13 protein-coding genes are annotated in these 18,873 nt (G+C 60.3%); 4 read left to right on the forward strand and 9 right to left on the reverse strand.

Annotated elements, in window-relative coordinates; all coding sequences use genetic code 11:
* Window positions 1–63 precede the first annotated feature (63 nt).
* The 4 genes from mutL to Q1A48_RS00960 form a co-directional block, all read right to left on the reverse strand.
* Window positions 64–1,944, reverse strand: coding sequence for a DNA mismatch repair endonuclease MutL (gene mutL / locus Q1A48_RS00945; protein WP_299939931.1), 1,881 nt, complete (start codon window positions 1,942–1,944; stop codon window positions 64–66).
* A 61-nt stretch (window positions 1,945–2,005) separates the two neighbouring features.
* Window positions 2,006–3,316, reverse strand: coding sequence for an N-acetylmuramoyl-L-alanine amidase (locus tag Q1A48_RS00950; protein ID WP_299939933.1), 1,311 nt, complete (start codon window positions 3,314–3,316; stop codon window positions 2,006–2,008).
* A gap of 31 nt (window positions 3,317–3,347) precedes the next feature.
* On the reverse strand, window positions 3,348–3,863 hold the full coding sequence (tsaE, locus tag Q1A48_RS00955) for a tRNA (adenosine(37)-N6)-threonylcarbamoyltransferase complex ATPase subunit type 1 TsaE (protein WP_299939936.1): 516 nt from the start codon (window positions 3,861–3,863) through the stop codon (window positions 3,348–3,350).
* Between the two features lie 2 nt (window positions 3,864–3,865).
* A complete protein-coding gene (locus Q1A48_RS00960; protein WP_299939938.1) occupies window positions 3,866–5,347 on the reverse strand; it encodes an NAD(P)H-hydrate dehydratase in 1,482 nt (493 codons plus the stop codon).
* A 135-nt stretch (window positions 5,348–5,482) separates the two neighbouring features.
* On the opposite strand from Q1A48_RS00960, the gene queG reads away from it, so the two are divergent.
* Window positions 5,483–6,586, forward strand: a complete 1,104-nt coding sequence (queG, locus tag Q1A48_RS00965; RefSeq protein WP_299939941.1) for a tRNA epoxyqueuosine(34) reductase QueG — start codon at window positions 5,483–5,485, stop codon at window positions 6,584–6,586.
* A gap of 24 nt (window positions 6,587–6,610) precedes the next feature.
* On the opposite strand, the gene orn is transcribed toward queG, so the two are convergent.
* Window positions 6,611–7,150 (reverse strand): oligoribonuclease, encoded by a 540-nt coding sequence (gene orn, locus Q1A48_RS00970; protein ID WP_299939945.1) that lies wholly within the window; start codon window positions 7,148–7,150, stop codon window positions 6,611–6,613.
* An 85-nt stretch (window positions 7,151–7,235) separates the two neighbouring features.
* On the opposite strand from orn, the gene rsgA reads away from it, so the two are divergent.
* From rsgA to asd, 3 genes are read left to right on the forward strand one after another with little or no spacing between them, the layout of a single operon-like run.
* Complete coding sequence (rsgA, locus tag Q1A48_RS00975; RefSeq protein ID WP_299939948.1) at window positions 7,236–8,270, forward strand: small ribosomal subunit biogenesis GTPase RsgA; 1,035 nt, start codon at window positions 7,236–7,238, stop codon at window positions 8,268–8,270.
* Window positions 8,271–8,278: 8 nt separating this feature from the next.
* Window positions 8,279–9,061, forward strand: coding sequence for a rhodanese-like domain-containing protein (locus tag Q1A48_RS00980; protein ID WP_299940395.1), 783 nt, complete (start codon window positions 8,279–8,281; stop codon window positions 9,059–9,061).
* 26 nt (window positions 9,062–9,087) lie between these two features.
* A complete protein-coding gene (gene asd / locus Q1A48_RS00985; protein WP_299939950.1) occupies window positions 9,088–9,960 on the forward strand; it encodes an archaetidylserine decarboxylase in 873 nt (290 codons plus the stop codon).
* Window positions 9,961–10,011: 51 nt separating this feature from the next.
* On the opposite strand, the gene Q1A48_RS00990 is transcribed toward asd, so the two are convergent.
* From Q1A48_RS00990 to gltB, 4 genes are all read right to left on the reverse strand, one after another.
* Window positions 10,012–11,358 carry an HD-GYP domain-containing protein gene (locus Q1A48_RS00990; RefSeq protein WP_299939953.1) on the reverse strand — a complete coding sequence of 449 codons (1,347 nt, stop codon included), beginning with the start codon at window positions 11,356–11,358 and terminating at the stop codon, window positions 10,012–10,014.
* A 172-nt stretch (window positions 11,359–11,530) separates the two neighbouring features.
* A complete protein-coding gene (hemE, locus tag Q1A48_RS00995) occupies window positions 11,531–12,595 on the reverse strand; it encodes a uroporphyrinogen decarboxylase (RefSeq protein WP_299940397.1) in 1,065 nt (354 codons plus the stop codon).
* A 175-nt stretch (window positions 12,596–12,770) separates the two neighbouring features.
* The gene (locus Q1A48_RS01000; RefSeq protein ID WP_299939955.1) at window positions 12,771–14,189 is read right to left on the reverse strand and encodes an FAD-dependent oxidoreductase; all 1,419 of its coding nucleotides are present in this window, start codon (window positions 14,187–14,189) and stop codon (window positions 12,771–12,773) included.
* Between the two features lie 28 nt (window positions 14,190–14,217).
* Complete coding sequence (gltB, locus tag Q1A48_RS01005; protein WP_299939958.1) at window positions 14,218–18,666, reverse strand: glutamate synthase large subunit; 4,449 nt, start codon at window positions 18,664–18,666, stop codon at window positions 14,218–14,220.
* Window positions 18,667–18,873 lie beyond the last annotated feature (207 nt).

The raw sequence follows: 18,873 nt of genomic DNA on the forward strand, positions 1-18,873 counted from the left end.
ATTGCGCGGGGTTTGTCGCCCGAAGTGCGCTCGGTCAAATCGCCACCTACTTCCAATTCGCGGTTATTGACCGCGCATAAACCACTTGTCCATCTCCGCCAGCTTAACCTGCGTCCAGGTGGGGCGGCCGTGATTGCACTGGCCGCTGCGTTCGGTGTGCTCCATATCCCGCAGCAAGGCGTTCATTTCCGGTACCGTCAAGCGTCGGTTGGCACGCACCGAGCCATGGCAGGCCATGGTGCCAAGAATCTCGTTAATACGCTCACCGATACGCTCACTATCCCCCTGTCCCAGCAAGTCAGAGAGCACATCCCGCACCAGTTGCTCCACCTCGGCACCGTGCAGCATCGTGGGCACCTGGCGCACCAATAAAGTCTCGGGCCCGGCGCGCTGTAGCAAAAAACCGAGGGAGGTAAAGACTTCACTGCGCTCCTCAAAGCAATCTGCCTCGCCCTGGCTCACTGCCAGGCTCACCGGCACCAGCAGCGGCTGTGCCTGGATACCTCCGGCAGTGTGAGCCACCTTCATCTGTTCATAAACGATGCGCTCGTGGGCGGCATGCATATCCACTATGATCATGCCCTGCTCGTTCTGCGCGAGAATATAAATCCCGTGCAATTGGGCAATGGCGAACCCCAACGGCGGTACCCCTTCCCCGGAGGCCGCTTCACCACCCCTAGGCAGTGGCGCCACCGCATCTACGCCAGCGGAACCTTCTGTTAGGGGCTCCGCAACCCCTGCCCCCCCCTGGTAGGGCTGGTGCAGGGTACCGTAGGCATGTATCTGCTGCTGCAGGTTCCCCGGAGATGGCCGATTGCTCAGTGGCATCTTCTGTTGCCCGGCAAATTCCCCGCCCCGGATGCCGGTCGCTTTTCCCATATCCACAGTTTCGGCAACTTCGGCCACCGCGCTCTCTGCAGCTTTTTCCCGCTGTCCTGGGCGCGCATCCGCCAGGGCCCGGTGCAGACTGCCAAACAGGAAATCATGCACCAGGCGACTGTCGCGAAAGCGCACTTCGTGCTTGGTCGGGTGCACATTGACATCCACCGACGCCGGGTCCAGCTCCAGGTAGAGCACAAAGGCGGGATGGCGACCGTGGTGGAGCACATCGGCAAAGGCACGGCGCACCGCATGGCTCACGACCTTGTCGCGAATGGCGCGGCCATTGACATAGAAAAACTGCAGGTCCGCCTGGGACCGGGAGAAGGCCGGCTCGGCCACCCAGCCCCACAGGCGCAGTCCGCTGCGTTCCACCTCGATATGTAGGGCGTTGTGCATAAACGCCGAACCGCAGATCTGGGTTACACGACGCTCCATCTCCACGCGATTACTACCGGCACGCAGGCTGAGAACACCTTTGCCGTTGTGGCGCAGGCTGATGGAGACATCAAAGCGGGACAGCGCCAGGCGCTTGATCGTCTCGTCAATACGGTTGAATTCAGTCTTCTCGGTGCGCAGAAACTTGCGCCGCGCCGGCGTATTGAAAAACAGGTCGCGCGCATCCACGGTGGTGCCGCGCGGATGGGCTGCCGGTGTTAACTGGGCCCGCATTTCGCGACCCTCGGCACTCACCTGCCAGCCCTTGCCATGCTCGTTGCGGCTGCTGGTCAGGGTCAGGCGTGCCACCGAGGAAATACTGGCCAAAGCCTCGCCGCGAAAGCCCAGGGTTGCCACTGCATCCAGGTCTTCCAGCGCATGGATTTTCGAGGTGGCGTGGCGCGCGAGCGCCAGCGCCAGGTCATCCCGGTCAATCCCCTTGCCGTTATCACGCACCTTCATTCGCTTGATGCCGCCCTTCTCTATATCCACATCCAGGCGTGTGGCACCGGCATCGAGACTGTTCTCCAGCAGCTCCTTGATCACCGAAGAAGGCCGCTCCACTACCTCACCAGCGGCGATCTGGTTGGCGAGGCGCGGGGATAGCTGCTGGATGCGATCGTGCATGGATTCTGGCCTGTTGCTGCTGCCTGACCGACCCGGCGAGACATTTAACTCCGGCTGGGCTTTATCCGGAGGGGATATTCAGGGTCTGCCCCACACGAATCACCGAGGTATCGATACCGTTGGCTTTTTTCAACGCAGCCACGGAGACTTTGTAGCGTGCGGCGATACCCGATAGGGTCTCGCCGCGGACAATCACATGTCGCTGCGCCCCTCCACCCCGTTGCGCTGCGAGCCAAGTGTCCGCCGGCGGGTGACTGTTGAAGTGGGCCACTATACCGTCACTGAGTTTTTGTGCCAGCTTGCTTTGGAACCTGGGGTCACGCAGGCGCTTGGCCTCCTGGGGATTGGTGATAAAGCCGGTCTCCACCAAAATAGAGGGGACATCCGGCGAGCGCAGTACGGCAAAGTTGGCCTGCTCCACGCGCTCCTTGTGCAGATGGGCCACCTTGCCCAATTGGTTCAGCACACTGGCGCCAATATTCAGGCTGGCATTCATGGTGGCGGTCATGGACAGGTCCAGCAATACACCGGCAAGGGTATCGTCCTTGTCGCCAAGGCTCAGGCTGCCTGCGCCACCAATCAGGTCCGATTCATTTTCCCGCTGGGCCAGAAAGCGCGCGGTTTCACTGGTGGCACCACGGGTCGATACTGCATACACGCCGGCACCCCGGGCATCCTTGCGGGTGAAGGCGTCCGCATGGATGGAGACAAACAGGTCTGCTCGCATCCTGCGGCTAATATTCACCCGCTCGCGGTGGGGGATATAGTAATCACCGGTGCGTACCAGTTTGGCGCTAAATCCCGGCCTGCCGTTCATCTGCTTATTCAGCTGCCTGGCGATTGCCAGCACCACGTCTTTTTCCCGCAGCCTGCCCGGCCCAAGGGCACCGGGATCCTCACCGCCGTGGCCGGCATCGATGGCGATGACAATATCCCTTTCGCCACCGACCTGCTTCAGGGTCTTCACTGCGTTTTTGACGTTATCGTAAAGGTCGATCACCAGACGGTCGGGCAGTTTATCATGATGACGCAGGGCAAAACTGCGCGGTTTGACCTGGGTTTGCAGGTCCAGTACCACACGCAGGTCTTTGCCATTGTGGCGGGCGTGGCGCACCTGGGCGATTGGAGTGCCCTTTAGATCCAGCCCATCCAGTTCTGCTATCAGCTCGGTATCGGCAATATCCACCACTACCCGGTGCGGGGCACCGAGCGTGAACAGCTTGTGTTCCGCCGGCCCGCTCAAGTCAAAAACCAGGCGTGTGTGATCCGGCGCACGCCACAGGCGCACACCTTTCACTTCCGCCGCCACAGCCGACAGCGCCATTGCCAGCGCGCACACCGGGGCCATCAGCCATCGCCACCTCAATTCCATTAACTACCAACCCTCACGGCTCATCTGATATCTACTGCCCTGTATCCAATTCCTTTCCGTGTTCCCGTCGCAATTTTCCCAGCAAACCCATGACCCGCTCACCCTGTTTGGAGTGAGCGGTTAAATACAGCAGACGGCCGTTATCCCGCACTCCCAGCTCTACCTGCAGGTCCGGCTGCGGCAATACACCGGCACCGCGCTCGGGCCACTCCACCAGAGCCAGGCTGTGTGCGACGAAATAATCCCGCACCCCCATAAATTCCAGCTCCTCGGCATCACCGAGCCGGTAGAGGTCGAAATGATAGATACGCTGGGCGCCCAGCTCATAGGGCTCGACCAGGGTATAGGTGGGGCTTTTCACCGCACCGTTATGGCCAAATGCACGCAGCACACCCCGGCAAAAGGTGGTTTTACCGGCACCCAGCTGGCCGTTCAGGTACAGGGTCAACCCCTGCTGCAAACCACTGGCAAGGCAGGCGCGACCCAATACTTCACCGCCGGCCACCGTTGCCGCCTCGTCCGCCAGATGCAATTTCAGTTCACCCACAATCAATCCACCAGCCGGCGAATCCAGGGCAACAAATCCGTGGCGAGCAAACCGCGCTGGCCATCCGCGGCGGCGCGATTACCCGCTTCACCGTGCAGCCACACCGCCAGGCGCGCCGCTTCCACAAGCGGCAGATGCTGACCGATCAGCGCCGCAACAATGCCGGTGAGCAGGTCGCCCATGCCGCCGGAGGCCATTCCTGGGTTACCGCTGTTGATCAGGTCAACACCACCGTCGTGGGCAATCAGCGTACCAGCCCCTTTCAGTATCACCACGCCACTGAATTTCTGCTGAACAGCCACTGCCGCCGCACGGGGATCGGCACACACTTCGGCGGTATCGCAGCCGAGCAGACGCGCAGCCTCCCCCACATGGGGGGTCAGCACCCAGTCGCCCCGCTTGACCCCGGCCAGCACCCGCCCCTGCGCGAGAATATTCAGGGCATCGGCATCCACCACCAGCGGACTGCCTATACGACCAACACGTGCCAGCAGCTGCTCACTCCAAGGCGAGCGTCCAAGCCCCGGCCCCACCGCTATCACGTCGGGGCCTGTGAGCAGCGGCTCCAGTTCCTGTCCAGAAACCACCGGGTGCGCCATCACCTCTGGGCAGCGGGTCAGTGCCGCACCCAGGTGCCCGGGGCGCGTTGCAAGGGAGATCAGGCCAGCACCGGCGCGTGCCGAAGACTGTGCCGCCATTAACGCCGCGCCGCCAAAACCGCTGTCACCACCCACAATCAGAATATGACCGAACTGGTTTTTGAAGCTGTCGGCAGGGCGCGGCGGTAAGCGTTTGATACTGGCACTCCCATAGCGTTGCACCAGTGGTCGCACTGCGTCGTATGCCGGCTCTGGCACGCCGAGCCCCGCAAAGATCACCTCACCGCAAAGCGCCGGTCCGCGGCCACAATAAAGACCCAGCTTGCGGCCAATAAAAGTGACCGTCATCTCTGCACACACCGCCTGTTCTGCACTGCCGGTATCGGCGTCGAGCCCCGAGGGGATATCCACGGCGAGCACCGGCCCCCTGCTCTTGCACATACGCTCTATGGCGTGCGCTACCGGGGGCCGCAGTACACCGCTAAAGCCGGTGCCGAGCAGGGCGTCCACAATCAGGGTATCGCCATCGGCACTGTCCATCTGGGTGAGAGCGGTCACTATCCGCACGCCCTCGCGACAGGCGTAGTCATGGGCTTCTCGGGCATCGCCGCCAAGGCGCTCGGGGTTGGTGCAGGCAAAAACGGTGACAGGAATATTCTTCTGCGCGGCCAGTGCCGCAATGACATAGCCATCGCCACCATTGTTGCCACCACCACAGTAGACCTGTATGCGACCGATATCCGGCCAGCGTGCCAGCAAATGGGTAAACGCAGCGCGTCCGGCGCGCTTCATCAACTGGATGGAGGGGATCCCCAGTGCAGCCATCGCCTGTCGGTCGAGCTCCCGAACCGATTCGGCACTGTAAAGAGGTTGAGGCGTGTCCATGCGACTCCCGCAATGTGGTCAAGATTTAATCTGTGGCAAAATAGGCGATTACATCGCCGTCACTCGCCCTGACAGCAAAGTATACCGTCCCGGCCAGGCGGTGTGCTTGCACGAGATATCGAGCCACTTTAATTTATGACCGAATCACTGCTCCTTGAACTTGCCAACCTGATCAAACACTGGGGGCGGGAGTTGGGTTTTCAGCAAATTGGCATCACCGATTGCCAGCTTGAGGAAGACGGCGAGCGCCTGCGTGCCTGGATAGACGCGGGCTACCATGGGGATATGGCGTGGATGGGTGCCCATGGTGAAAAGCGCTGGCGTCCGGAGTTATTGGAGGCGGGCACCTTACGCGTCATCTGCGCCCGCCTCGACTACCTGCCTCCGGATACACGGCCGATTGAAGTGCTCAGGGATTCCAGCAAGGCCTACGTCTCCCGCTACGCCAATGGCCGCGATTACCACAAACTGATTCGCAAGCGCCTGGCCACCCTGGCTAGGAAAATCGATTCTTTCTGCGCCGAACAGGGTATCGACTCCAAGGGGCGCGCCTTTACCGACAGTGCCCCGGTGATGGAGCGCGCCCTGGCCAGGAAGGCCGGCCTCGGCTGGGTGGGCAAGAACTGCCTGATTATCAACCCCAAGGCAGGCTCCTTTTTCTTTCTCGGCGAGATCTATACCAACCTGCCACTGCCGGTGGATACCAGCGGTGAGGACGACCAGTGCGGAGACTGTGTCGCCTGCCTCAAGGTGTGCCCCACCGATGCCTTTATCGGCCCCCGCACGCTGGATGCGCGCCGCTGCATTTCTTACCTGACCATTGAGAATGGGGGACCGATACCGGAGGCACTTCGCGAACCGATGGGCAATCGGGTGTTCGGCTGTGACGACTGCCAGACGATCTGCCCCTGGAACAAGTTCGCCAAGCCCACCGCCGAGCGGGACTTCCACCCGCGCCACGGCCTGGATAACGGCGAACTGCTCAAGCTGTTTGTCTGGACGGAGGCGGAGTTCCTGCGCAAGACCGAAGGCTCCCCCATTCGTCGTATCGGTTACGAGCGCTGGCAGCGCAACCTGGCAGTGGCCCTAGGCAATGGAGAATCCAGCGTTGCAGTAGTTGATGTTCTGGAGCAGGCGCGAAAAACCGCCACGCCACTGGTGCTGGAGCATATCGACTGGGCCCTGGCGCGGTTGCGCAGCGGGCGTAGGCGCAAACGCAAAATCAAGCGCGCACCCTGACAAAACGCGCTGCGGTACACAGGGCTAGAGGCGGAAAAAAGTCTCGCGGTAGTGGCGCAGTTCCTCGATGGAATCGCGAATATCATCGAGGGCCAGGTGGCTGCTGTGCTTTTTTATGCCCTCGAGCACATCCGGACGCCAGCGCCTGGCCAACTCTTTCACCGAACTGACATCCAAATTGCGATAGTGAAAATAGGATTCCAGCTGCGGCATATATTTGACCAGAAAGCGGCGATCCTGGCCGATGGAATTACCGCACATGGGCGAGGCGCCCTCCGGCACCCAGTGGCGCAGGAATTCTAGGGTTTCCCGCTCCGCCTCCCGCTCGCAAATCGTCGACGCCTTAACCCGCGCCATCAGGCCGGAGCCGCCGTGCTGCTCGGTATTCCACTCATCCATGGCCTCCAGCAGCGCATCGCTCTGGTGAACCACCAGGGCCGGGCCCTCAGCGAGAATTTTGAGCCGCGCATCGGTCACAATGGTCGCGATCTCGATAATACGCTCTCTCTCCGGATCGAGGCCGGTCATCTCCAGATCAATCCAGATCAGGTTGTTCTGATCCACAGGGGTCTCCTCAAACTTTCCGCGCAAGTTACCCTACCTACCCGCCAATAGCTATAATCCGCCGCTGATCCCCAGGTACCAGTGCATGAGTAAACGCAAATTGAACCGGCGCCAGCAGTGGCGCATTGCCAAGGCCCAACAGGAGCGCGAAGCGCGCGCGCACAAGCGCGGTCAGTCCGCGGAGCAGGCCCTGGAGCACGATCGCCTGGGCCCGGAGCAAACCGGCCTGGTGATTGTCAATTACGGCACCCAGATCCTGGTGGAGAGCGACAGTAATCCGTCTCTGCGCCAACGCTGCCACCTGCGCGCCAACATCGACACCCTGGTGACCGGGGACCGAGTCGCCTGGCGCCCGGCCAGTAGCGATAGCGGCTGCGGCGTTATCGGTGCGTGCCTGCCACGCACATCAGAATTGCAGCGCCCGGATCGCTATGGCGACCTGAAAACCATAGCCGCCAATATCGATCGCATTGTCATTGTGATAGCGCCCTATCCCGAGCCCTTCGCCAATGCCATCGACCGCTACCTGGTCGCTGCGGAAACCACCGGCATTGCGCCCATTCTGCTACTGAACAAGATCGACCTGATCGACGGCAGCAACCGCGAGACCCTGGAAGCGCTGCTGGCGCCCTACCCCGACCTGGGCTACCCGGTGCTGAGACTCTCCACCAAAACTGGCGAAGGCCTGTCCCGGTTACTGGAGGCCCTGGCTCAAGGTAGCAGTGTTTTTGTGGGTCAGTCCGGCGTTGGGAAGTCGTCACTGGTGAATGCACTGCTCCCTGGCGCCGGCGCACACACTGGCATGCTCTCAGAAGCCACCCAGAAGGGCACCCACACCACCACCGCGGCGGAATTGTTTCACCTGCCCAGTGGCGGCAATCTGATAGACTCCCCCGGTATCCGCGAGTTTGGTCTCTGGCACCTGGAAGAGGCGGCATTGTTGGAGGGATTCGTTGAGTTCCGCCCCTTTATCGGCCACTGCCGCTTTCGCGACTGCCGCCACCAGGGAGAACCCGACTGCGCTATCCGCGCCGCACTGGCCAATGGGGAGATTAGCGAGCGGCGTATGAACAGTTTTTTGCACCTGCGCAACAGCCTGGCATCGGAGAATAAGTGTTGAACCTGATAATGGAGGCGGAAGACCTCGCCGCCGAGCTGGAGCACGAGGCGCTGCTGGTCGTCGATCTCAGTGCCTCCCAGAACTACCTGAACGGCCATATTCCCGGTGCCCTGCACCTGTCATTCCAGGCCCTGATGGCCGGCACACCGCCGGCACCGGGCAAACTGCCGGACCTGGATCAACTGACCCGTGTATTTCGCGCCATTGGTCTACGCCCCGAAACGCATGTGGTGGCCTGCGATGACGAAGGCGGTGGCTGGGCCGGGCGCTTCCTGTGGACCCTGGAAGTCATCGGCCATCACAACTACAGCTATTTGAACGGTGGCATGCGCGCCTGGTGCGGCGCCGGCCTGCCCCTTGCCACCGAGAAGCCGCAGGTCACGCCCAGTGAAATCGATCTCTCGATCAACACCGCCGCGATCATGGATGCCCAACAGATTCAAGCACAACTGGGCAACCCTGACTTCCTCGTGTGGGATGCACGCTCGCCGCAGGAGTACCGTGGCGAGCGGGTCCTGGCCATGAAAGGCGGGCATATTCCCGGCGCCATCAACTGCGAGTGGACCCAGCTTATGGACTCTCAGCGCGACCTGCGTATACGTACCGATGCGCGGGCGTTTCTCGCGAAGCTGGGGATCGATAACAAACACACAATTGTCACCCACTGCCAGAGTCACCACCGTTCCGGCTTTACCTGGCTGGTAGGCACATCCCTGGGCTTGGATATCCGTGCCTATCCCGGTTCCTGGAGCGAATGGGGTAATCTGCCCGATACCCCGGTAGAACCCTAAACACCACTGAAAACTCTTGTCATTCTATGCATCCAAAACTTTTTGCCGCACTGCAGTACCTGGCCCCGCAGCACGCCCTGTCCCGCGCTGCCGGCTGGCTGGCAGACACCGAAATCAAATTGATCAAAGACCCTTTTACCCGCTGGTTCGTGGAAAAGTACGGCGTCAATATGCGGGAGGCGAAGGAAACCGACTGCACCGCCTATCGCACCTTTAACGATTTCTTCACCCGCGCATTGAAAGAAGACGCACGCCCTATTGTCACTGGCGAACACAGTCTCGCCTGCCCGGCAGATGGCGCCATCAGCCAGCTGGGCAGTATTCACGATGACCGCATATTCCAGGCCAAGGGACACGATTACAGCCTGCTGGAACTGGTGGGTGGGGACCCGGAACTGGCGGCGCAATTTAACCACGGCCATTTCGCTACGGTTTACCTGTCGCCCAAGGATTACCACCGGGTACATATGCCGATTGCCGGTACCCTGCGCAGCATGACCTATGTGCCGGGCCAGCTGTTCTCAGTCAACACAGTGACCGCAGAAAACGTGCCGCGCCTATTTGCCCGCAATGAGCGCCTGGTGTGTCTATTCGATACCGCCGCCGGCCCCATGGCCATGATCCTGGTGGGTGCCATGATCGTCGCCGGCATCGAGACCGTGTGGGCGGGCCAGGTAACCCCGCACAGGCGCGATGTTCGCATCAGCCACTATCTCAACAATGCACCAATCCACCTGGAAAAAGGCCAGGAGATGGGGCGCTTTAAACTGGGCTCGACAGTCATCATGCTGTTCGGTGCAGACCGGGTGTGCTGGCTAGACACTCTGGAAGCAGAATCTCTGGTGCATATGGGTGCGCATTTCGGCAACCTTATCACCCACAAGGACCGGGCTTTGTAAACGGGAGGTTGTTCTCGCCAATATGGCCTACACAGGCTGTAAAAAGCCCGGCTAGTTTGCCAGGCGCGAGATAAGCCGGGACAGTTGCCCGCCGCCCCTGAACAGGTAGTGGTCCCGCACAGCAGCGGTATCCACCTGGGGATAAGCACCGGGTTCTATATCCCGCAAAATACGGACTTTTTCCCGGGCACCCATTTTGCCCCGCTCAATCAGCTTCTCTGCGCGGTCTTCGGCGGCAGCCAGGTCAAACAGGCGCGGCTTGCTCAGCTGGCGCTTGTGGCCATCCAGAATAATCATCACCTTGGGTCTGAGGCGCCGGCCGTAATTTTGCTCCACCACCACGCCAACCTCTCCAGTGGAAAGCTCCACCTGGGTGCCGGTGGGGTATAGCCCGATCGCCTGGATAAACTCGACCACCAGCTGTTCCTGATAAGCGATGCCACGCAAATCGTAGAGTTGCGCCACCGCGCGGGACGGCGCTATGGACTGGCCGGCACCGCGCGGGTTGGTGGCCTCATCGTAGAAGGTCACGATCCCGCACAGGCGCGACAGTACCGGAATCCTGTCGCCGCGCAAGCCGGCGGGGTAGCCGCTGCCGTCGTGGCGCTCGCAATGACCCTGCACAACACGGATCACCTCGGGATCTATTTGCGCATCTGTGGCCAGCAATTGCACACTGTGTTGAACAAATTTGCGGTATTCCAGTTCGCTGCGGGGATTCCGTTGCTGCATTTGCAGTATTTCTCTGGCGATAGACAGCTTACCCACGTCCTTGAGCAGCGTGGCCACACCCAGCCTTACCAGCGCCCGCCGCGCCAGGCCGATATGGCGGCCAAACACTACCGCCCAGATGCTGGCGCGCACCGAGTGGCTATAGGTGTGTTCATCCCTATGCCGCACCCGCGCCAGCCAGGTGAAGGCATCCGGGCTGCGCAACACGCTCTCGACCAGGTCTTCCACCACCCGGTTTACCTGCCTCAGCGGTAGTGGGCGATTGCTGGCCACCAGTGCCATCACTTCCCCCATACCCTGCAGTATCTGCCCGTACAGCTTGCGCGCATTGCCGGCCTCGCGCCGGGCCGGTTGCGGCGGCGGGTAGGCCCCGTGCGCAATAGCCACAGGGCGACAGGGGATAACAACACGGGAAGCGGCCCGGTCTTGTCTGCCGCAACTGCCGCCTAGGAGACGACGAAGAGTGGCACCGGCACTGCCTACGGTCTTGTGCATATCCACATAGACATAGCGGCAGTATTTTTGCAGCTGGCGAATCTCCTCCAAATCGCGAATATAAAAGCCCTGCAGAGCAAAGGGCGTTCGAGCCCAGGGCCTGTCGAGCCTGGAAACAAACATGCCGCGCTGGAGGTCACCGACGGAAATTTTTGCCTGTTCGATTGCCACTTGGAGAGGTGCCGACCACTGTGAAAATTGGCTGTAACGCGCCCAGAAGAACCGCCAGAGTGCAACAGCCGGAACACTCTGGACAAGTGTCTCTTTATATCATGGAGAGATATTGACGAGCACCCGCCAAAAGTGGGACTGCGCTCACAGACTCAGACACTGGTTGTCACCGTTATGCATGGTATTTTGCCGAAAGCGTCACCACTGCCTCAATCATGGCGCCGGCGTGGACCGGGTCGACTTTCGGGGTAATACCATGACCGAGGTTGAAAACGTGGCCGCTGCCGTGACCGAACGCCTCCAGGATTAGCGCGACTTCCCGGCGGATGCGCTCGGGTCCGGCAAAGAGGACCGACGGGTCCAGGTTACCCTGCAGAGCCACCCGTCCGCCCACGCGGGCGCGGGCGTTGCCGATATCGGTGGTCCAATCAAGACCCAGGGCCTCTGCACCGGTTTCCGCCATCGCCTCCAACCACTGGCCACCGCCCTTGGTGAACAGGATGGCAGGCACGCGGCGACCCTCGCTCTCCTTGATCAAGCCACGCAGGATACGCGCCATATATTGCAGGGAAAACTCGCGATAGGCCCTGTGGCTCAAAGTCCCCCCCCAGGTATCAAAAATTTGTACAGCCTGGGCACCTGCACGAATCTGTGCGTTCAGGTAATCAGTGACAGAGTCGGCCAGTACTGACAGCAGCCGGTGCATCAATTCAGGACGGTTGTAGAGCATTTCCTTACAGCGGGCAAAATCCCTGCTGGAGCCGCCCTCAATCATGTAAGTAGCCAGGGTCCAGGGGCTGCCGGAGAAGCCAATCAGCGGTACGCGCCCGTTCAGTTCGCGGCGAATGCTGGTCACGGCGTTCATCACATAGTCCAGATCGCGCGCACTGTTCAACACTTCCAGGTTCTCGATATCCGCAGCACTGCGCAGGGGCTTGTGGAATTTGGGCCCTTCGCCCTCGGCAAAATAGAGGCCGAGGCCCATGGCATCGGGAATGGTGAGGATATCGGAGAACAGGATCGCCGCATCCAGGGGATAACGCTCCAGTGGCTGCAGGGTCACTTCACAGGCCAGCTCGGTATTGCGGCACAGGTCCATAAAGCTACCGGCTTCGGCGCGGCTGGCGCGATACTCCGGCAGATAGCGGCCCGCCTGGCGCATCATCCACACCGGCGTTCGATCCACGGGCAGGCGCAGCAGGGCGCGGAGGAAACGGTCATTTTTTAATTCGGGCAATTTGGTATCAGACATAGGCACACTGAATGGGTTAAAAAAGCGCCATTGTACCGGGGGCGGGGCCACGATAAACAGGGTGGCAAAAATATAGCGGAGTGCAGCCTTGAATGGGTAGGGAAGCGCAATAAAAGGGCGATAGTGGGGGGAGCGGTCCCCTGCGAACAGCTGGAGCCGATTAGATGCCCAGGTAATCGAGAATACCCTCACCGGCCTGGCGCCCTTCCCAGATGGCGGTCACCACCAGATCGGAACCGCGTACCATATCACCGCCGGCAAAGACCTTCTCGTTGGCGGTCTGGAATTTGTATTTCTGTTCTTGTGGCGCGACAACGCCGCCCCAATCCGCGACCTCGATATCATACTCGGCAAACCACTCGGCGGGGCTCGGGCGGAAGCCGAAAGCCACCAGAACGATATCCGCCGGGACCACCTCCTCGGAATCGGTCAGCACCTGGGGCCGGCGGCGGCCGTTCTCGTCGGGTTCACCCAATTCGGTAGTGACCATTCTGACCCCAAAGACCTTGCCCTCGCCAACGATTTCCACCGGCTGGCGATTGAACAGGAACTGCACCCCCTCCTCCCCGGCATTGGCCACCTCACGGCGGGAACCGGGCATATTCTCCTTATCGCGGCGGTAGACACAGGTCACGCTCTTGGCACCCAGGCGGATGGCACTGCGGTTGCAGTCCATGGCAGTATCGCCGCCACCGAGCACTATCACACGCTTGCCCTCCACCGCTACGAACTCCGCTGAGTCCTTCTCCCAGCCCATATTGCGGTTCACATTGGCTATCAAAAACGGCAGGGCATCGTGCACGCCGGGCAAATCCTCGCCGGGAAAACCCCCTTTCATATAGCTGTAGGTGCCCATGCCCAGGAAGACAGCATCGTGGTCGTTGAGTAGCTCACCAAAGCGGATATCCCTGCCCACCTCGGTTTTGAGGCGGAACTCCACCCCCATTTCCTCAAACACCGCGCGACGCTTCTGCATCACGGATTTTTCCAGCTTGAACTCTGGGATACCAAAGGTGATCAGGCCGCCGATCTCCGGGTGCTTGTCGAACACCACCGGTTGCACACCGCTGCGTACCAGGATATCGGCACAGCCCAGTCCGGCGGGGCCGGCGCCGATGATCGCAACTTTTTTGCCGCTCTTTGTGACATGGCTCAGGTCCGGGCGCCAACCCAGGGCAAAGGCGGTATCGGTAATATATTTTTCCGCATTGCCGATGGTCACAGCACCAAAACCATCGTTAAGGGTACAGGCGCCTTCGCACAGGCGGTCCTGTGGACACACGCGACCACAGACTTCCGGCAGGGTATTGGTCTCGTGACAGAGTTCCGCCGCTTCGATCACATTTCCCTCGCTGATCAGCTGCAACCAGTTGGGGATATAGTTGTGCACCGGGCACTTCCACTCGCAATAGGGGTTGCCACAGTCCAGGCAGCGGTGCGCCTGGCTCGCCACTTGACTGTTACTGAAAGGCTGGTAGATCTCCACAAATTCGTTGGTGCGGGTGATGATATTCTTCTTCGGTGGATCGATACGCGCCACATCGATAAACTGGAAATCGTTGTTCAGCCTGTCTTTCATACTGTCCCCCTGTCCCCCTGTCCCCGCTTTATTCGCCGCGCTTGCGCACGTCCGAAAGAAGATCCGCAAGGCTCGCCGCCTTGGGTTTCACCAACCAGAAACGGCTCAGGTGTTCGTCAAAGTTTTCCAACAACTCCATACCCCAGGCACTGCCGGTCTCCGCGGTGCTCTCCTCTATCACTGCGCGCAAATGGCTCTGGTGCGGCTCCAGGATCTCGCTGCTGATACGGCGCAGCTCAATCAGCTCATGGTTGCAGCGGTCGAAGAAATCCCGCTCCAGATCCAGCACATAGGCAAATCCACCGGTCATGCCGGCACCGAAGTTATAACCGGTGCGACCCAGTACCGCGACCATACCGCCGGTCATATATTCACAGCAGTGGTCACCCGCGCCTTCCACTACGGCAAAGGCGCCGGAATTGCGTACGGCGAAGCGCTCGCCGGCGCGGCCCGCGGCAAACAGCTTGCCACCGGTGGCACCGTACAGGCAGGTGTTACCGACAATACTGGTTTCCCGAGAGGCAAAGACGCTGTCTTCGGGCGGGCGGATCACCAGCTTGCCGCCGGCCATGCCTTTGCCCACATAATCGTTGGCATCCCCTTCCAGATACATTTCCAGGCCGCCGGCATTCCAGACGCCGAACGACTGCCCGGCAACACCCTTGAGACGCAGTTTGACCGGCGCTTCCACCATGCCCTGGTTGCCATAGCGCTTGGCGATCTCACCGGACAGGCGCGCGCCCAGGGAGCGGTCACGGTTGGATATTTCGTAACTGAATGTACCCCCGGCCAGATTTTCTATGGTGGGCAGAATTTCCGCCACCATACGCTCGGCCAGCGCGCCCTTGTCCCAGGGCGCATTCCTGGCGGACTGGCAGGTTTGCGGTTTGCTGTCAAGATGCACATCGGTGTGCAACAGCGGCGACAGGTCGAGCTTCTTCTGTTTGTCGGTTTCCCCCTCCAGTACACGCAGCAGATCCACGCGACCGACCAGCGCCTCCAGGCTGCGCACCCCGAGCTGCGCCATCCACTCACGGGTTTCTTCGGCGACGAAGCGGAAAAAGTTCACAGCCATTTCGGCAGTGCCGATATAGTGCTCGTCGCGCAGGCTCTTGCGCTGGGTGGCGATACCAGTGGCACAGTTATTCAGATGGCAGATACGCAGGTATTTACAGCCGATGGCCACCATGGGCGCGGTACCAAAACCAAAGCTCTCAGCGCCAAGAATGGCCGCCTTGATCACATCGAGACCAGTCTTCAGGCCACCATCGGTCTGCACCCGCACCTTGTCGCGCAGGTCATTGGCGCGCAGGGTCTGGTGGGTTTCCGCCAACCCCAGCTCCCAGGGGGAACCGGCGTAGCGGATAGAGGTAATGGGGCTGGCGGCAGTGCCGCCATCGTAGCCGGAGATGGTGATCAGGTCCGCATAGGCCTTGGCCACTCCGGCGGCGATAGTGCCGACGCCGGGGCGCGAAACCAGTTTCACCGATACCAGTGCATCGGGATTGACCTGTTTCAGGTCGAAGATCAACTGGGCCAGATCCTCGATGGAATAGATATCGTGGTGCGGTGGCGGTGAGATCAGGGTGACGCCGGGGACGGAGTAGCGCAGACGCGCGATCAGCGCATTCACTTTGCCGCCCGGCAGCTGGCCACCCTCACCGGGCTTGGCTCCCTGGGCCACCTTGATCTGTAGTACTTCCGCATTCACCAGGTAATGCGGCGTCACCCCGAAACGGCCGGAAGCAATCTGCTTGATCTTGGAAACCTTGTCGGTGCCGAAGCGGGCCGGGTCTTCACCGCCCTCCCCACTGTTGGAGCGGCCCCCCAGGCGATTCATCGCCTGGGCCAGCGATTCGTGCGCCTCTGGCGACAGCGCACCGAGGGACATGGCGGCGGTGTCAAAGCGGCGCACGATCTGTGCAACAGGCTCCACTTCCTGCAAGGGTATCGGGTCGATAGACTCTTTGAAGCCGAGCAGATCCCGCAGGGTCGCTACCGGACGCCGATTCACCAGGGCGGTGTAATCGCACCAGGCTGTGTAATCGCCGCTACTGGCGGCACGGCGCAGGGCGGTCACCACATCCGGGTTAAAGGTGTGATATTCCTGGCCGTGCACATACTTGTGCAGTCCACCGGGAGAGACCGGCTTGCGTGCCTTCCAGGCAATATCGGCGCGGGAGGCCATATCTGCCTCCAGTTCGGCAAAACCGGCACCTTCTATGCGGGTGGGGGCACCGGGAAAACACAAATCCACAACGTCTTTGGAAAGCCCCACCAATTCGAATAACAGGGCACCGCGGTAGGAGGCCACCGTGGAAATCCCCATTTTCGACAGGATCTTCAACAACCCCTTGATCACGCCGTTGCGATAATTTTTCTGTGCTTCCGCCGCATCCAACAACAGTTCGCCGGTATCGATCAAATGATTGATGATGCTGTAGGAGAAGTAGGGATGTACGGCAGTGGCACCAACGCCCACCAGGCAGGCGAGTTGGTGGGCGTCCCGCGCACTGGCAGTATCCACCACGATATTGGAATCACAGCGCAGGCCCGCATGGACCAGATGATGGTGTACCGCACCGGTGGCAAGCAGTGCCTCGATAGGCAGGAGACTCTGGCAAATATCCCGGTCTGAGAGTACCACGATCACAGTGCCGGCACGCACTGCGGCCTCGACCCGGGCACACAACCTCTCGATGGCGGTTTTCAGGCCCAGTTCCGCCGGATCGTAATTCAGGTCGAAGATTTCGGCATCGAAGCCGGGGCGATCCAGCGATAACAATGCGGTGTATTTCATATGGGACAGAACCGGGGAGGATAGGATCACACGGTCAGCGTGTTCCGGTGTTTCCTCGAACACGGTTTTCTCGCGCCCCAGGCAGGTCTCCAGAGACATCACCACCGTCTCCCGCAAGGGGTCAATGGGTGGGTTGGTCACCTGGGCAAACTGTTGGCGGAAGTAATCGTAAAGGGCGCGATTGTAGCGGGACAAAACCGCCATCGGGGTGTCATCCCCCATGGAGCCCACCGCTTCCTGGCCGGCTTCCGCCATGGGGCGCACCACCTTGTCGCGCTCTTCCAGGGAGGAACTGAACAGCTTTTGGTAAACCTTGAATTGCTGGTGGGAGAAATTATTGTCCACCGGTGCGGTGACCAGGGTGGAGCGGATACGCCGCGCTTTTTCTTTTAGCCAGCGTTTGTATGGCTGGGCCCGCTTGAGCATGTTGTCGATATCCGCGGTGTGGTACAGCTTACCCTCCAGGGTATCCACGGAGAGCATCTGCCCGGGCCCCAGGCGCCCCTTGGCCACCACGCCCTCTGCTGCATAGCCGTGAACACCCACCTCAGAGGCCACGGTGATGATGTCATCTTTGGTAATCACCCACCGGGATGGGCGCAAACCGTTGCGATCGAGGGTACACACAGCGTGGCGACCATCGGTCATCACCAGGCCGGCGGGACCATCCCAGGGCTCCATATGCATGGAGATATATTCATAAAAAGCGCGCAAGTCCGCATCCATGCCCTCGACATTCTGCCATGCTGGCGGTACCAGCATGCGTACCGCCCGGTGCAGTTCCATGCCGCCAGCAAGCAGCATCTCCAACATATTATCCAGGCTGGAAGAGTCGGAGCCCTCGCGGTTGACCAGCGGTACCAGTTCATCCAACTCGGGAATCAGGCCGGTGACAAACTTATTGGTGCGCGCCACAGACCAGTTGCGGTTGCCAGTGATGGTGTTGATCTCGCCATTGTGGGCCAGCAGGCGAAACGGTTGGGCCAACGGCCAACGCGGCATGGTATTGGTGGAAAACCGCTGATGAAAGACACAGATGGCGGACTGCAAGCGGGGGTCGGCCAATTCCGGGAAGAACTTCGGCAGGTCTGCCGGGATCATCAGGCCCTTGTAGGAGAGCACGCTGGTGGAGAGACTGGCGATATACACAGCCTCACTTAGCCGTTTTTCCGCTTTGCGCCGCGCTACATAGAGACGCGCATTAAACCTGGCGCCCCCCATCGGTTCCACGGCATCATTGACCAGCAGTTGCTCAAAGCGCGGCTGACAAGCATGGGCAATAGGACCTAAACATTCCGGGTTGGTGGGCACGCTACGCCAACCGACAATGCGCATACCCTGCGCTTCCAACGCTTCCTGCAAAATTTGTCGGGCGGCCTGTGCGTCGCTCTCATCTAGGGGCAGCATCACCGAGCCCACCGCATAGGTATCGGTCAGTTCGGCAGCAAAAAGGGCGCGGGCCTCGCCGCGCAGGAAGGCATCCGGCTTTTGCAACAACAGCCCACAGCCATCCCCGGTTTTGCCATCGGCGGCAATACCGCCCCGATGGGTCATGCAGGTGAGGGATTGGATGGCTGTTTGTACTAACTGATGACTCGCCAAGCCATGCAAATGCGCAATCAGGCCAAAACCGCAGTTGTCTTTGAATTCATCCAACTGATACAGACTGCTACCCATAGAACTCCTCGTCACTATCGATTACGGAACCACAGGCACGGACGACTCCAGACCTGTCATGGGCAAAAAAATGCGCTTGAATCCCGCTGCGCTCTCCTGCAATCCCCAGCCAGATAGAAGCTCCTGGGATAAAAAAAGCCCTCTGCTGGGGCTTTCTTTTTTTCTTTTTTGTGGCGGTTTTTTCACCCAACCATTCTTCATAGGGGC

It is taken from the genome of uncultured Microbulbifer sp. (genome assembly GCF_947489355.1).
In the GTDB taxonomy this organism is placed as follows: Bacteria; Pseudomonadota; Gammaproteobacteria; order Pseudomonadales; family Cellvibrionaceae; genus Microbulbifer.

What these genes read in the sequence shown, in the direction of transcription:
- mutL (WP_299939931.1), bottom strand. Translation starts at nt 1,944, where the DNA reads ATGCACGATCGCATCCAGCAGCTATCCCCGCGCCTCGCCAACCAGATC.
- Q1A48_RS00950 (WP_299939933.1), bottom strand. Translation starts at nt 3,316, where the DNA reads ATGGAATTGAGGTGGCGATGGCTGATGGCCCCGGTGTGCGCGCTGGCA.
- Q1A48_RS00960 (WP_299939938.1), bottom strand. Translation starts at nt 5,347, where the DNA reads ATGGACACGCCTCAACCTCTTTACAGTGCCGAATCGGTTCGGGAGCTC.
- queG (WP_299939941.1), top strand. Translation starts at nt 5,483, where the DNA reads ATGACCGAATCACTGCTCCTTGAACTTGCCAACCTGATCAAACACTGG.
- rsgA (WP_299939948.1), top strand. Translation starts at nt 7,236, where the DNA reads ATGAGTAAACGCAAATTGAACCGGCGCCAGCAGTGGCGCATTGCCAAG.
- Q1A48_RS00980 (WP_299940395.1), top strand. Translation starts at nt 8,279, where the DNA reads ATGGAGGCGGAAGACCTCGCCGCCGAGCTGGAGCACGAGGCGCTGCTG.
- asd (WP_299939950.1), top strand. Translation starts at nt 9,088, where the DNA reads ATGCATCCAAAACTTTTTGCCGCACTGCAGTACCTGGCCCCGCAGCAC.
- Q1A48_RS01000 (WP_299939955.1), bottom strand. Translation starts at nt 14,189, where the DNA reads ATGAAAGACAGGCTGAACAACGATTTCCAGTTTATCGATGTGGCGCGT.
- gltB (WP_299939958.1), bottom strand. Translation starts at nt 18,666, where the DNA reads ATGGGTAGCAGTCTGTATCAGTTGGATGAATTCAAAGACAACTGCGGT.